The organism is Nonomuraea longispora (assembly GCF_004348345.1).
Taxonomy (GTDB): domain Bacteria; phylum Actinomycetota; class Actinomycetes; order Streptosporangiales; family Streptosporangiaceae; genus Nonomuraea; species Nonomuraea longispora.
Genome location: NZ_SMJZ01000220.1, coordinates 1 through 14,628, shown reverse-complemented (window position 1 = coordinate 14,628; position 14,628 = coordinate 1). Strand labels below are relative to the sequence as shown.

13 protein-coding genes are annotated in these 14,628 nt (G+C 69.6%); 6 read left to right on the top strand and 7 right to left on the bottom strand.

Translation table 11 applies throughout. The features are described 5' to 3' along the window. The first annotated feature begins 103 nt into the window (after nt 1–103). The 3 genes from E1267_RS37240 to E1267_RS37230 are packed head-to-tail and all read left to right on the top strand — an operon-like array spanning nt 104 to nt 1,930. Nucleotides 104–1,054 carry an SPFH domain-containing protein gene (locus E1267_RS37240; protein ID WP_132339914.1) on the top strand — a complete coding sequence of 317 codons (951 nt, stop codon included), beginning with the start codon at nt 104–106 and terminating at the stop codon, nt 1,052–1,054. Nucleotides 1,055–1,059: 5 nt separating this feature from the next. Then, the gene (locus E1267_RS37235) at nt 1,060–1,314 is read left to right on the top strand and encodes a type II toxin-antitoxin system antitoxin (RefSeq protein ID WP_425465121.1); all 255 of its coding nucleotides are present in this window, start codon (nt 1,060–1,062) and stop codon (nt 1,312–1,314) included. Then, complete coding sequence (locus tag E1267_RS37230; RefSeq protein WP_220449860.1) at nt 1,283–1,930, top strand: GOLPH3/VPS74 family protein; 648 nt, start codon at nt 1,283–1,285, stop codon at nt 1,928–1,930. The genes E1267_RS37235 and E1267_RS37230 overlap by 32 nt, the downstream gene beginning before the upstream one ends. A gap of 57 nt (nt 1,931–1,987) precedes the next feature. On the opposite strand, the gene E1267_RS37225 is transcribed toward E1267_RS37230, so the two are convergent. The 5 genes from E1267_RS37225 to E1267_RS37205 all read right to left on the bottom strand — a co-directional run bounded on the left by E1267_RS37225 (nt 1,988) and on the right by E1267_RS37205 (nt 7,666). Then, nucleotides 1,988–3,292 (bottom strand): ADP-ribosylglycohydrolase family protein, encoded by a 1,305-nt coding sequence (locus E1267_RS37225; protein WP_132339912.1) that lies wholly within the window; start codon nt 3,290–3,292, stop codon nt 1,988–1,990. Between the two features lie 37 nt (nt 3,293–3,329). Then, nucleotides 3,330–4,181, bottom strand: coding sequence for a carbohydrate ABC transporter permease (locus tag E1267_RS37220; RefSeq protein ID WP_132339910.1), 852 nt, complete (start codon nt 4,179–4,181; stop codon nt 3,330–3,332). Further along, the gene (locus tag E1267_RS37215) at nt 4,178–5,032 is read right to left on the bottom strand and encodes a carbohydrate ABC transporter permease (protein ID WP_132339908.1); all 855 of its coding nucleotides are present in this window, start codon (nt 5,030–5,032) and stop codon (nt 4,178–4,180) included. The genes E1267_RS37220 and E1267_RS37215 overlap by 4 nt, the downstream gene beginning before the upstream one ends. Before the next feature lie 149 nt (nt 5,033–5,181). After that, a complete protein-coding gene (locus tag E1267_RS37210; RefSeq protein WP_132339906.1) occupies nt 5,182–6,447 on the bottom strand; it encodes an ABC transporter substrate-binding protein in 1,266 nt (421 codons plus the stop codon). A 106-nt stretch (nt 6,448–6,553) separates the two neighbouring features. Continuing rightward, on the bottom strand, nt 6,554–7,666 hold the full coding sequence (locus E1267_RS37205; protein WP_132339904.1) for an ROK family transcriptional regulator: 1,113 nt from the start codon (nt 7,664–7,666) through the stop codon (nt 6,554–6,556). Between the two features lie 119 nt (nt 7,667–7,785). On the opposite strand from E1267_RS37205, the gene E1267_RS37200 reads away from it, so the two are divergent. From E1267_RS37200 to E1267_RS37190, 3 genes are read left to right on the top strand one after another with little or no spacing between them, the layout of a single operon-like run. Further along, the gene (locus E1267_RS37200) at nt 7,786–9,969 is read left to right on the top strand and encodes an alpha-galactosidase (RefSeq protein WP_132339902.1); all 2,184 of its coding nucleotides are present in this window, start codon (nt 7,786–7,788) and stop codon (nt 9,967–9,969) included. A gap of 6 nt (nt 9,970–9,975) precedes the next feature. Next, nucleotides 9,976–11,019, top strand: a complete 1,044-nt coding sequence (locus E1267_RS37195) for a zinc-dependent alcohol dehydrogenase (RefSeq protein ID WP_132339900.1) — start codon at nt 9,976–9,978, stop codon at nt 11,017–11,019. Beyond that, nucleotides 11,016–12,026, top strand: a complete 1,011-nt coding sequence (locus E1267_RS37190; protein ID WP_132339898.1) for a Gfo/Idh/MocA family protein — start codon at nt 11,016–11,018, stop codon at nt 12,024–12,026. Before E1267_RS37195 ends, E1267_RS37190 begins: the two co-directional genes overlap by 4 nt. A gap of 47 nt (nt 12,027–12,073) precedes the next feature. Here E1267_RS37190 and E1267_RS37185 read toward each other — a convergent pair whose 3' ends face one another. Both E1267_RS37185 and E1267_RS37180 read right to left on the bottom strand, forming a co-directional pair. Continuing rightward, a complete protein-coding gene (locus E1267_RS37185; RefSeq protein WP_132339896.1) occupies nt 12,074–12,751 on the bottom strand; it encodes a response regulator transcription factor in 678 nt (225 codons plus the stop codon). Then, a complete protein-coding gene (locus tag E1267_RS37180; protein WP_132339894.1) occupies nt 12,744–14,462 on the bottom strand; it encodes a sensor histidine kinase in 1,719 nt (572 codons plus the stop codon). The genes E1267_RS37185 and E1267_RS37180 overlap by 8 nt, the downstream gene beginning before the upstream one ends. Nucleotides 14,463–14,628: the final 166 nt, after the last annotated feature.

The following is a 14,628-nucleotide window of genomic DNA, read 5'->3' as shown; positions in this document are numbered from 1 at the left end:
CGGCTGACCCCCGGCGGTTGCCCGGGAACCCCTCTCCCCCTTTTGCCGAAAAAGTGATATCACTTAGATAGCAACGTGAAATCGGTGGAGAGGGAGTCGGGCCATGACCGAGACATCAAGCGGGGTCGCGGTGGAAGGAGCGGTCGTCGACATGCCGGCGCCACGGACGAACGAGCGCCCGGTGCGGGCGGCCGGCGGGTTCATGATGCTCGGCGTGGCCACGCTGGTCACGCTCGCCGGGGCCGCGCTGCTCGCCGTCGCGATCGCCATGCTTGCCTCGGGGGCCGGGCAGGGCGGCGTGTGGCTGCTCGTGCTGTCCGTCCTGGTGATGCTCACCGGCGTCGTGCTGTTCTTCGGGCTCACCGCGGTGGCCCCCGGCGAGGCCAGGGTCGTGCAGTTGCTCGGCCGCTACGTCGGCACCCTGCGTGCGCCCGGCCTGCAGTGGGTCAACCCGATCACCGTGCGGCGGCCGGTGTCCACGAGGATCCGCAACCACGAGACGGACGTGACGAAGGTCAACGACGCCGACGGCAGCCCCATCCAGATCGCGACCGTGGTGGTCTGGCAGGTGGAGGACACGGCGCAGGCGGTGTTCGAGGTGGACGACTTCGTGGAGTTCGTCGCCATCCAGGCGGAGACGGCGGTGCGCCACATCGCGGGCAGCTACCCGTACGACTCGCACGGCGAGCCGCGGCTGTCGCTGCGCGACAACGCCGAGGAGATCAACGAGAAGTTGTCCGCGGAGATCTCGATCAGGGTGGCCGCGGCCGGGGTGAAGGTCATCGAGTCCCGCATCATCCACCTGGCCTACGCGCCCGAGATCGCCCACGCGATGCTGCGGCGCCAGCAGGCCGGCGCGGTGGTCGCGGCCCGCCAGCGGATCGTCGAAGGCGCGGTCGGCATGGTCGAGACGGCGCTGGCCAAGCTCGCCGAGCACGACGTGGTCGACCTCGACGAGGAGCGCAAGGCCGCCATGGTCAGCAACCTGCTCGTGGTGCTGGTCGGCGATCGCGACACACAGCCGATCGTGAACACCGGAACGCTCTACCAGTAATAGTCGTGGAACGAAAGAAGATCCTCCTGCGGCTCGACCCCGTGGTCCACGACGCGCTGGCCAGGTGGGCGTCCGACGAGCTGCGCAGCACCAACTCGCAGATCGAGTTCGTGCTGCGCAGGGCCCTGTCGGAGGCCGGGCGCCTGCCCGACGGCGTGGGGCGGATGCGGCCCCGCGGACGCCCGAGGAAGGCCCAGGAGGACGACCAGGAGGGCAAGGAACAGGCGGATGAAGACGGAGATGCGGGTGAAGCGGGATGAGTCCCTGCCCCAAGCGGCGTTCCTGCTCGCCTTCGACCTGCGCAAGGGGCGGCTGGCCGACCGAGGCGAGCTCGGCTACCTGCTGCGCGCGGCGGCGCTGGCCGAGCTGCTGGTGGCCGGCAACCTGACGGACGACGCGGGCAGGGCGCGGGCGGTCGTCGCCCCCGTCGATCCCGGCCCGCTGCAGGCGGCCGTCTGGGAGCAGATCGCGAACTCCCCGCCCCGGTCGTGGCGGCAGTGGATCCGCAAGGACCGCGCGGGCGCCTTCCGCCTCGTGCGCGACGAGCTGGCAGCCGCCCGGCTCATCCGGGTAGAGCGGCGGCGCGTGCTACTGTTCCCCGTCGAGCGGATCACGCCGCGCAAACCTTACCTGTCGCGCAGGCTCGCCGAGCGCGTCAGCAGGGCGGCGAGCGGCGGCCGGCCCGCGAACCGCCTCGACCGGGACGTGCGGATCCTCGCGGCCCTCGCGGCGGCGGCCAGGCTGAAGATGATGCCGCCGGAGCGGGAGCAGCGCCACCACGGCAGGAGACGGATCGAGCAGCTGTCGGAGCCGGTCGAACCGGTGGCCACAGCACTGCGCGGGAACGTGCAGGACGCTCAGGCCGGCGAGGGCTGAGCGCGGACCGTCCTCATCGCTCGCTCGCCTTCGGGACAGTCTCCGGCGATCCGGCTTTCACGGTGGCGCGAAGGTGCCCGCGAGCCGCGCGGTCCGGGCGGCCAACTCGGCGACAGCGATGCGGTCGAAGTCGCGTACGGCGCTCCGGACACGAACATGCGTGGTCCCGACCAGCTCCGGCGGGATGCCGTCCCGCCCGTGCAGGGCACCGTAGACGCTGCCGACCGTCGCGGCATTGGAGTCGGTGTCCCGGCCACCCGAGATGGTGAGGCCGACCGCGTCCATGAAGTGCCCGCCCCACAGCAGGCCGATCGTAATGAGCGCCGCGTTGTTGACCGTGTGCACCCACGGGTAGTCGCCCAGTGCCTCGTCCACCCAGTCGAGCGCCTCCACTCGCCCGGCGCCCTGCTCGCGCAGCGACAGCACATGAGCGAGGGCGAAATGGAGTCTGGACCGGGGCGGCACCACAGACAGTGCGTGGCGAAGAGCCTGCTGGACGCTGTCGGCGGCGAGCGCCGCGGCGACGAGCGCGGCCGCCCACATCTCGCCGTACCTGCCGTTGGCCGTGTGGCTCAGCCGGGCGTCCACGAGCGCCATGCGAGCCGCGCCCGCGGGATCGCCCGGCGACACGTAGCCGAAGGCGTCACCTCGGATGAGTGCCCCGATCCACTCCCGGTACGGGTTGTCGGTGGTCGCGGTGACGGGCGGGCGCAGACCACCGATCAGATTGCGGTACGCCGCCCGCTCGGCGGTGTAGGTCTGGGTGAACGGCACCCTGTCCAACCACGTGGCCGCGATCTGCTCGGTGGTGAAGCCGGCTCCGTGGGTCTCCAGGACGTGCAGGGCCAGAATCGTCCAGTCGATGTCGTCGTCGCGGGGCACGTCGACGAAGCGACCGGCCGTCGCGACCTGCGCGGATGGATGCAACGCGCCGACTCCTTCGGGCAACGGGTCGAGCAGGGGGAGGTACCCGGTCTGCGGCGACTGCCCCGCGGCGCGCAGGTAGGCCGCGATCTCGGCGCGGGTCAGGCCTTCCACCGGCTTGCCGAGCGTGTTGCCCACCGCGCGTCCCAGCCAGGCACCGTGGATCCGCTCCGGCAGGAGCTCCCGTTCGGCTTCCACCGGCGAGACCGTGGCGGCGTGCTCCAGCAGCACGCGGTCGTCCTCCGGCTCCTCGAAGTCCCAGCCGGGGTCCCGTTCGAGCTCCGCCAACCGCGTCCGCACCTCGGCCAGCCCGGCGAGGTCGCCCTCGGCCGCCGCTTCGCGGGCGGCGGCCCGCAGGCCACCGACCTGGTATCCGCTGAGGGCAAGCTGCTCGGCCTCGTCGGGCACGAGGTCGCGCGGGTCGAGTACGTCGTGCACGTTGCGTCCTAGCTCGAAGGAATGAGGAGAGGCCGGGTCAGCCCTTGATGGCCCCGGACAGGAAGCCCTGGGTGACCTGCTTCTGCATCGCCACGAAGAGCACCACGACGGGCAGGATGGTGATCAGCGTGCCCGCCGCCAGCGGCCCGATGTCGATGGAGCGCCCCCCGAGGAAGAGGTACAGGCCCGTCGTCAGCGGCCGGTGCTCACCGCTGGGGATGTAGAGCAGCGGCACCAGGAAGTTGTTCCAGTTCTGCAGGAAAGTGAACACGGCGAGTGCGCCGATCCCCGAACTGACCAGGGGCAGAATCACCTTCAGGAAGATCTGCCACTCTGAGGCACCGTCCATGCGGGCGGCCTGGTCGAGCTCGACGGGGAGGTCGGAGAAGAACGCGCGCATGAAGAACGTGCCGAATGACAGGCCCGTGCTGGCCAGCACCAGGTTGACCCCGAGCAGGCTGTCCAGCAGTCCCATGCTGCGGAGCTGGAAGTACAGCGGGATCATGTAGGTGAAGAACGGCACGAGCAGGCCGAGGACCACCAGGTAGAACAGGAGGCTTCGCCCTGGGAACGGCAGTCGCGCGAACGCGTACCCGGCCATCGTCGAGAGCACCACGACGAGGAGCGTGCTCGGCACCGACAGCAGGAAGCTGTTGACCACGTAGCTGCCGAAGTCCCCGACCGTCCAGGCCTTCTCGACGTTCTCGGTGGAGAACGACGAGAACAGGCCGAAGGGGTTCACCTTCACGTCGTTGCCGGTCTTCAGCGCCGTGGAGACCGTCAGCACCAGAGGGAAGAGCATCAGCGCGGACAGGCCGAGCAGGAGAAGGTGCTTGCCGGTCAGCAGGAGGCGACCGCGCGTGCTGGATCCAGCGGTCCGGTGGCTCATGCGCCCATTCCTTGCAGTGAGAGCTTGCGTTGCAGCCGGTTCATCCAGACGGCGAACGGGATGGATATCACCGTGATGACCAGCGCGAGCGTGGTGCCGTAGGAGATCCGGTTGAGCTGGAACGCGCTGCTGTAGGCGTAGGTCCCGAGCACCTCCGTGGCACCGGCCGGGCCGCCGCCGGTCATGACGAAGATGATGTCGAAGACGCTGAAACCACCCAGCAGCGTGATGGTGGTGACCATGAGGAACACCGGCATGATCTGCGGAAGAATGATGTGGCGCAGCCGCTGGAAGCCGTTCGCCCCGTCAAGGCGGGCGGCGTCGACGAGGTCGATGTCGACGTTCCGCAGCGCCGACAGGAAGATGATGAAGACGAAGCCGACGGTGGCCCAGATCGCGGTGCCGAGTACGGCGTACAGCGCGGTGTCCGGGTCGCCGAGCCACCCCTTGGCGAGTGAGCCCAGCCCCACCGTCTCGAGGACGCGGTTGAGCCAGCCTCGCGAGGGTTCGTAGATCCAGCCCCAGACCACACCGACGGCCACCTGTGGCAGCACGAACGGCAGGAAGAACGCGATCCGGTAGAGCACGCTCGCTCGCCGGACGTTCCATACCAGCACGGCGAGGCCCAGCCCGAACACGATGGGAGAGGACGTGCCGATGACGATCCAGATGACGTTGTTCTTGAACGCGGCCCATACGTCCGGGTCCTGCGCCAGCTCGGTGAAGTTGGACAACCCGATCCATGGCGGGGTGGGGTCGAAACCGTTGAAGTCGACGAAGACGTAGTAGACCGCACTCGCCATGGGCAGCAGCAGGAAGACTGCCACCATGGCGACCAGCGGAGCCACCATGAAGAAACCCAGCCGGGCCTGAGCCCTGCGGGTGACGCGGGGAGTGTCCGCCTTGATGGTTCGCCAGGGCAGGCGGCGACGGGCCGGCGTCCCCCGTTCCGGCGCCGTGGTCGGTGCTGGAGCTGTCGCCTTGGTCGAAGCGCCTGTGGTCACTGCTCTGCCGCTGCCTTGAGACTCGCGGCGACTTCCTCAGCGCTCTGCTGACCGGTGAGGACCGCCTGCACGCCGTCGTACATCGCCTCGCTGAGGGTGTCGGAGACCATCACGTCGATGTTGTGGCCGAAGTCGCCGCCCGCGCCCACCTTGGCGGTGTCCTTCAGCACCTGGGTCAGCAGGGGCGAGACGTCGAGGTCGGCGGTGTCCATGGGCCTCGGGGGGATCGTGTGCAGGTTCTCGACCGTCCAGCGGCCGTGTTCCTCGGACTGGAGGAAGTCGAGCAACTTCTCCGCGGCTTCCTTGTTCGACGCGGTCGCCGAGATCCATGGCCCCGAGCCCAGGCCGCCGGTGAAGATCCCGGGGCCATCGGGCGCGGGGAAGGGGATGTACCCGACCTCGAATTTCGCCTGGTCGTCGATCTCGCCGACCAACCAGCTGCCGGTCGGGATCATGGCGGCTTCACCCGAGAAGAACATCGCGGTCGAGGTGTCGTAGTCCACCGAGGTGGGCGACTTGGGAAGGTAGCCCGCCTTGTTGAAGTCCGCCCACAGTTGCAGCGCCGCCGTGACCTCCGGGGAGTCCCAGGACTTCTCGCCGCTGAACAGGGCCTCCATCCCGTCGCCGCCGATCGTGCTGGAAAGGGCCATGCTGAGGAGGTGTCCGCCCTCCCACGCTTCCTTGTCGCCGACGGCCATCGGCACCTTGCCGGCCGCGCGGATCTTCTCCGCGGCCTTCTTGAGGTCGGCCAGGTTCCGCGGCTGGGCGAGCCCGAGGTCGGCGAAGATCTTCTTGTTGTAGAAGAGACCGATGGTCTCGAGCTCACCCGGGATCCCGTAGACCTTCCCGTCGTAGGTGACTCGCTCCTTGGCGAAGTCGAAGGTCTTCCAGCCGTACTTGTCGTAGGCGGCGGTCAGGTCCTGCACCAGGCCGGCCTTGACGAGCGCCCCGCCGAAGCTCGGACCTGAGCCCCAGCTGAACACGTCGGGTCCTTCACCGGAACGGAGCTGGGTCTGCAGGACCGTGCGCATGTTGTCGAAGGGCAACGTGGTGACCTTCACGTCGATGCCCGACTTCTTTTCGAAGCCAGCGATGTCCTCCTTGAGAGCTTTCAGAGCTTCCGCGTCCTCCGGCTCCTCGATGAGGTATTTGAGCGACCTGGAGTCGTTGTCATCGGAAGAGGGGGGAACCCCTCCGGTGCACGCGGCCGCCAGAAGGCACGCCGCGGCGGCGGCCAGAATCTTCAGGGGTGGGATGTGCATGCGTGAGCCTCTCGGTGAACGTGCCCTGTTATGTCACATGGGACGCGATCCGGGCCGACATAATTTCACCGCGAAATTATGAAGTCAAGAGGGGGTGTGTCCAACCTCAGGGAAAGCTCGCCTTGATCGCAACCACTGCCGCTCCCCGAGCCCACTCCAGGAAGTCCATCGGCCTGATCACCGGATCCAGCACGCTGACCTGCTCGTCCGCGTATTGGACGCGGCCGGCGCGCAGACTGTCAGGCGCGATCTCGACAAGCCGCACACCTTCTCCGGACAGGATGATGCGGTCGACTCCGGTCAGCGAGGTGATGGCCGCCGTCGCGCGGCCGACGGCGTGCGCCGCCTCGGCGACGACGCGCGCCGCCGCCGGGTCACCGGCTTCGGCGAGTTCGAGCACCTCGTCGTAGGTGGTGAGCCGCCCGTGCGCGAGGGAGACGGTGTTGGCCATCGCCCCCGAGGTCACGAAGGCCGTCATGCAGCCACGATGGCCGGCGGGACACAGCGGCCCATGCGGATCGACGGGCAGATGGCCGATCGGGCTGACCAAGGTCGGGACGAGTTCGTGGTTGATCACGAGCCCGTACCCCACACCCGCGCCTACCGTCAGCAAGGCGAAGTCCGGATAGGTGCGCCCATAGCCGAACCACTGCTGCGCCATCGTGAGGCCCACCACGTCGTTGGCCAGGAACAACGGGGCATCGACCTGCTCGGCGAGCAACGTACGGAACGGCACCTCGTGCCAGTCCAGGAACGGCGAGTCAGCCACGGTCTCGCCCTTGTCCACCCGGCCGCCCACGGTCACGCCGACGCCCCGCACGGGCCGGCCGGCTCTGTCCTCCATCCGGGAGACGACGCCGGCGACGCAGGACACCACGTCCGGCACGTCCAGCGACGGCTCGGGCAACATCTCGCTGGCCAGCACCTCGGCCCGGAGGTTCGTGAGCACCGCGTAGATCGACTCCCTGGTGAGCTTCACGCCGACGTACCGGTGGTCGTCAGCGACGACATCGAGGAGGACCGACGACCGCCCGCGGCCGGTCGTGCGCACGGACTCGGACTCCACCAGGACACCCGCATCGAGCAGCGGTCGCACCAGGCGCGTCAGCGTCGGCGCCGACAGACCGGTCTTCTTCGCGAGCTGGGCCCGGGATTGGGCACCATGCACGAGGACGTCGATGGCAATCGCTCTCGACGAGGCGGGCAGGTCGGGGCGCATTGATCCTCCTGATCCGAGGGCCTGGTCCGACCGCCCCGGAACAGGGGGTCGTCCACCGGCGATCCGTGTGGCATGCTGTCCAGCTATAGTTTCGCTGTGAAATTATAACTGGAGCGCACATGAGTTTGTCGACGGCCGGGTCCGTCCGGGTTCACACGCTGACCGCCGCGGCCACGTCCCTCGTGGTCGACGTCAGCTCGGGCGTGCCGCGGGTTCTGCACTGGGGGGCGCGGCTGGACGAGGACCCCGCCCACGAACGTTTCCTCGCCACCCTGAGCGAGGCGCAGTTCGGAGCGGACGGACTGCCCGGACAACACCGGCACCCCGCCGTGCTGCCCGAGCAGTCGGCCGGCTGGATGGGCACCCCCGGCCTGGAGGGACATCGGAACGGGACCGCCTTCAGCACGCGGTTCCTCGCCTCGGAGCACGAGCTGTCCGGCCGGCCGGACCAGGGTCAGGTGCTCGTGAGCCGGGCGGTCGACGAGACCGTGCAGCTCGCCCTGACGACGACCGTCGAGCTCTCCGCCGAAGGAGTCGCGCGCCTGCGGGCGGCCGTGACCAACACCGCGGAGAGCGGGACCTTCACGGTCGATGCCATGCGCCTGGCGCTGCCGGTCCCCGCCGAGGCGCAGGAGATTCTCGACTTCACCGGGCGCCACCTGCGAGAGCGCTCCCCTCAGCGGCATCCCTTCCACGCCGGCACACACGTACGCGAGGGCCGCCGCGGCCGCACGGGCTCCGACGCGAGCTTCCTGCTCGTGGCGGGAACGAGCGACTTCGGCTTCCGGCGTGGTGAGGTGTGGGCCGTTCACACCGCCTGGAGCGGCAACCACGTCACGTTCGCGGAGCTCGGCCTCAACGGGCTGCGCCTTCTCGGCGGCGGCGAGGTCCTCCTTCCGGGAGAGATGCCCCTCGATCCTGGGGACACCTACACGACCCCCTGGCTGTACGCCGTCCACGGCAACGGACTCGATGCCGTCTCCACCGCCTTCCACCAGCATCTCCGGGCGCGGCCCGCCCACCCGGCCTCACCGAGGCCCGTCGTCCTGAACACCTGGGAAGCGGTCTACTTCGACCACGATGTGGACACCCTGATCGAGCTGGCGACGCTTGGCAGCAAGGTGGGGGCCGAACGTTTCGTCCTCGACGACGGCTGGTTCCTCGGCCGACGTGACGACAGAAAGGGGCTCGGTGACTGGCAGGTCGATCCCGCCATCTGGCCGAAGGGCCTCCACCCTCTGGTCGAGGCCGTCCGTGGCCTGGGCATGCAGTTCGGGCTCTGGTTCGAGCCGGAGATGGTCAACGACGACTCGGAGCTCGCCCGCGCGCATCCCGAGTGGATTCTGGCGCCGGGCGACGGACGCCTCCCCCTCACGGGTCGCCACCAGCACGTGCTCAATCTCGCCATTCCCGAGGCCTTCGACCACGTGCTCGAGTCGATCAGCGCCCTTATCGCGGAGTACCGGATCGACTACATCAAGTGGGACCACAACCGCGACCTGGTCGAAGCCGGCGACCGCCGTACCGGCGAGGCGAAGGTGCACGCACAGACCTCGGCGGCGTACGCCCTGATGGACGAGCTGCGCCGCCGGCATCCCGAACTCGAGATCGAGTCGTGCTCCTCCGGCGGAGGCCGGGTCGACCTCGAGGTGCTCCAGCGCACCGACCGGGCATGGGCGAGCGACTGCATCGACCCGCTGGAACGGCAGAGGATCCAGCGGTGGACCGGCCTCGTGCTGCCGGCCGAGATGGTCGGCAGCCACGTCGGCGCCCCGACCGCCCACACGACCGACCGCACGCACTCCCTGGCCTTCAGGGCGGCCACGGCCCTGTTCGGCCACTTCGGCATCGAGTGGGACCTGCGCACCGCCTCCCCCGAGGAGTTGGCGGAGCTCGGCGAGTGGGTGGCGGTGTACAAACAGGAGCGCGAGCTGCTGCACAGCGGAACCGCGGTGCACTGCGACTACCCCGACGACGCCTACTGGGCCCATGGCGTGGTGAGCCAGGACCGGACGCGAGCACTCTTCGCCTTCGTGGCGCTCGACACGTCCGCGGCCGCGCAGCCGGGCCGGATCAGACTGCCGGCCCTGAACCCTGACCTGTTCTACCGCGTCGAGCCTGTCTCCCTCTCGGCCGGCGCCCTCGTGCGCACCCGCAGCGGTAAGCCCTCCTGGTGGCTCGACCGTCCCGTCATCTCCGGCAGGGCGCTGGAGGCCGTCGGGCTGCAGGGACCCATGCTGTACCCCGAGCAGGCGCTCGTCTTCCGCCTGGTCGCCGATCAACCCCCACAGAAGAGGAGCTGAAAGCCCGTGGGACACCTTGTACGTTTCTCCTCGCCAGGCACGGTCGACGTGGTCGAGGTCGAGGACCCGTCACCGGGTCCCGGACAGGTCCTGCTGGAGACGGCGTACTCCGGGATCTCCGCCGGCACCGAGCTGACGGCCTACCGGGGCACGAACCCCTACCTGGCCAGTGAATGGGACCCGGCCCGCAAGCTGTTCGTCCCGGGCAGCTCGACCATGTCCTACCCGATCGACGCCTGGGGTTACGAGGAGGTCGGCCGGGTGGCCGCGGTCGGATCCACGGGCGACGAGGACCTGGTCGGCAAGCTCGTCTGGGGATCGTGGGGGCACCGGTCGACGGTCGTGCGCCCGGCCGAGTACGCCAGGCAGAGGCTTTTGCCCGGCGTCGAGCCGATGACGGGCGTCTTCGGACGGATCGGCGCGATCGCCTTCAACGCGATCCTCGACGCCGACATCCACCTCGGCGAGTCGGTGGTCGTTTTCGGAGCCGGCGTACCCGGCCAGATCGTCGCCCAGCTGGCCCGCCTCAACGGCGCGCGGGTCACGGTCGTCGACCCGGTCCCCACGCGGCGCGCCCTCGCCGAGCGGCTCGGCGCCGACGAGACGCTGGACCCGGCCAGTGACGACGTCGCCGCCGCGGTTCGCGCCGCCACCGACAACCGGGGAGCGGACGTCGTGATCGAGATGAGCGGCGCGTACCAGGCGCTCCAGGAAGCCGTCCGCACCGTCGGCTACAACTCCCGCGTGGTCGCCGGCGGGTTCTTCCAGGGGCCGGCGACGGCCCTGAAGCTGGGTGAGGAGTTCCACCACAACCGGGTCGCCATCGTCTGCTCGCAGATCTCGGGGGTGGCGTCGCACCTGCAGCACCGCTGGAGCGACCTGCGCATGTCACGCACGGTCCTGTCACTGGCGCATGACGGCAAGCTCGCCCTGGACGACCTCGTCACCCACGTCTTCCCCGCCAAGAGCGCATCGGACGCCTTCGACATGCTGGACAAAATGCCTCAGGACGTCCTTCAGGTCGTCCTCGACTACAGAGAGACCGCATGACCGACGTACGACCTTCTCCCATGTCCAAGGGCGAGGTGGGCTGGGGCATCCTCGCGACCGGGGGCATCGCCAACGCCTTCACCCGCGACCTCGTCACGCACGGCCACCGCGTCGCCGCGGCCGGGTCGCGGTCGGCGGACAACGCGCGTGCCTTCGCCGGGAAGTGGGGCATCGAGCACGCTCACGGTTCGTACGACGAGCTCGTGGCCGACCCTGACGTCGACATCGTCTACGTGGCGACCCCCCACAACCTCCACGCCGCCAACGCGACGGCCGCCCTCGAGAGCGGCAAACACGTGCTGGTCGAGAAGGCGTTCACCGTCAACGCCGCCGAGGCTCGCGCTGTGTTCGAGCGCGGTCGCGGCAAGGGGCTCCTCGTCATGGAGGCCATGTGGACACGCTTCCTCCCTCATATGGCGTACGTGAGGTCGGTGATCGAACGCGGCCTCGTGGGCGACGTCCGTTCGCTGCACGCGGACCACACGCAGCGGCTCCCGTCAGACCCCGCGCACCGGCTCAACAACCTCGACCTCGCCGGCGGCTGCCTGCTGGACGTCGGCGTCTACCCGGTGTCCTTCGCCCACGACATCCTCGGCGCTCCCGTGGAGGTCACCGGGCGCGGCACCCTGAGGGACACCGGCGTCGATGTCTGTGTGGCGACGGTCATGCGTCATCGCAACGATGCCGTCTCGACGACGTACTCCTCCATGGAGACCAGAGGCCCCAACACCGCCGTGGTGCTCGGGACCGAGGGCCGGATCGAGATCGACTCGGTCTGGTACTCCCCCGCGGCGGTCACCGTGAAGAACGTGGCGGGGCAGGAGCTGGAACGGTTCGACGAGCCGGTGACCGGCAGAGGCATGCAGTACCAGGCCGCGGAGGCTGAGCGGCTGATCGCCGAGGGCAAGGTGGAGAGCCCGCTGATGACCCACGAGCAGTCGGTCGCGGTGATGACCACCATGGACGCCGTACGCGAGGAGATCGGGGTGCGCTACCCCGGCGAATGAAGCCGGGGAGCTGCTCACGTGCCGCGGAGTCGATCTCGGAGCGCGCCCTAGGACGGATCGGGCCCCAGGTAGACGAGCACGGCGGCCACCCTGCGGTGCACGTCCCCGCTGTTCTCCAGGCCGAGCTTGGTGAAGATGGCGTTGACGTTCTTCTCCACCGACGAGACCGACAGGTGCAGGGCCCGCGCGATGGCCGAGTTGGAGCGGCCGTGCGCCATCTCCCGCAGCACGTCACGCTCGCGGTCGGTCAGGTGCTCCCGCTGGCCGCGCACGTCACGCCTGGCCAGCAGGCCCTCGACCACCTTCGGGTCGATGACCGAGCCGCCCGAGGCCACCGCGCCGATCGCGCCGAGCAGCTCGTCCAGATCGCCGACCCGGTCCTTGAGCAGATAGGCGTAGCCCTCGGTGCCGTGCTTGAACAGCTCGAACGCGAACAACGCGTCCGCGAACTGCGACAACACCACCACGCCGACACCAGGATGGTCGGAGCGGATGCGGTGGGCGGCGTCGATGCCCTCGAACCCCTGCCGCCACTCCCCTCCCGGCATCCGGATGTCGGTGATCACGACGTCGGGCCCGAGCCGGCGTACGGCGTCGAGAAGCTCGTCGGCGTTGCCCACCGCGCCGACGACCGTCACCTCGCCCGACATCTCCAGCAGCCGGCGGGTGCCCTCGCGCACCAGGTAGTGGTCATCGGCCACGACCGTGCGGATCGGCTCACTCATCGACCGGCACCCACGCGTTCACCCGTGTCCCCTTCCCCTGCTCGGTGTCGATGCCGAGGCCGCCGCCGAGGGCGTCCAGCCGGTCCGACAACGTCGCCAGCCCTCTGCGCGGCGTGTGCGACACGTCGAAGCCCTTCCCGTCGTCGGTGACGGCGGCGGCCAGGCGGCCGTCCGCAAGGGTCAGGCGTACCTCTATGGTGGTGGCCCCCGCGTGCTTGAGCGCGTTGGCCACGGCCTCGCTCACGGTGAAGTACATCGCACCTTCTGTCTCGTCGGTGAAGCGCCTCGACCTCAGGGCGGGGGCCGAGGTCACCGTCGTACGCACGGGCAGGCGCGAGCATCGCTCCTCGACCGCCTCCACCAGGCCGCCCTGGCTGAGTGACGACGGATGGATGCCGGCCGCCAGCTCGCGCAGGTCGGCGAGCGTCTGCCGGGCCTGCTCGCGCAGCTGGGCGAGCATGTCGGCGCCCGCTCCCGTGGCGCGGGCCAGCTCGATGCCGGCGATGAGGGCGACGAGTTGTTGTTGCACGCCGTCGTGGATGTTGCGTTCGATGCGGCGGCGTTCGGCCTCCTGGGCGTTGACCAGCCGGGTGACCAGCCCGGCGCTCTGGATCGCCAGCCCCGCGGGCACGGCCAGGGCCTCCAGGAGCCGCCGGTCCTGGCCGGTCAGCGGCCCCGCGTCCCTGGGGCCGCACTCGATGTGCCCGAGACCGCCGCGTACCGGCATCGTCAGCACGGCCGGGCCCCGTGCCTGGCCGGCCACCACGCGGGTCCCGTCGGCGAGCGTCACGGCCGCCCATTCGAGCTCCAGCCCGTCGCGTACGGCGGCGGCCAGCCGGCCGAGCTGTTCCACCGGCTCCGGTGTGTCCTCCAGTGCCGTGCCCAGGTCCGACAGCACCTCGCCGACCGTGGGCCGAACGTCGAACACCAGGTGCAGGCGCGATCCCCTGACGCCGATCCGGATGTCGAGCAACCGGTGCCGTACTATCGCCACCACCATGGCGGCGGGAAGCGACCCGACCAGCGCCATGCCCGCCGCCCCCACGAGGAACGGCGTGTCCAGCCCGAAGAGCATGAGCATCGTCAGCGCGCCGCCCGCCACGGTCGCGGCGACGCCCGCGACCATGCACGCGTACTGCCCCCGCTCGGCCCGCTCGCTGCGCCGCCAGCGGACCACGAGCCCGCAGAACACGATCGCCGCGACGATCCAGGTGACGAACTGCCCGGTGCCCCCCACGAACGCCGCGACGAGGTTCTCCAGGACCATCGGGTTGGAGAGGTTCACCCCGCCCGCCGCCGTCCCGATGCCGTGCGCGGCGATCGCGGCGCCCGCGATCCACGGAACGGCGCGCCAGCGTCGAGAGGGCAGCCGGCCGTCGGGGAACAGCAGGGGGACGAAGATCCAGGTCAGCCCGTAGAACAGGGCGAGCCCGACTGACTGCACGTAGGCGAAGAATCCCGAGAAGGCACCGGCTCCGATCAGCCCTGTGCCCAGCATGCCGGCCCCGAGCGACAGCGCGGCGGCGAGCAGCACCCAGCCGTAGCGGATCTCCGGGCGTCTGTACGCCAGCAGCCACCCGACCGCCGGCAACATCAGGGCGACCAGGATGAACGGCAGCATCTCCGGCAGGCCGTACTCCACCGACGTGCCCACCGTGATCCCCGCGGCCGAGGCCACCGCGAGCAGCCCGGCCACCAGCCTGGATCTCATAAGCCTCCATCGTCATGGGGGATCAGGAGGGCGTCTATGAGGTTATCCGCATTTTTCCTACGGACAGCCCCACCTGCGAGAACGGCGGCCCACTTGGTGTCCCGCGACCCCCACGCTCCGGTTCGGTGGTGATGTACGACATCGAGCCGAAGGAGCATCCCCATGC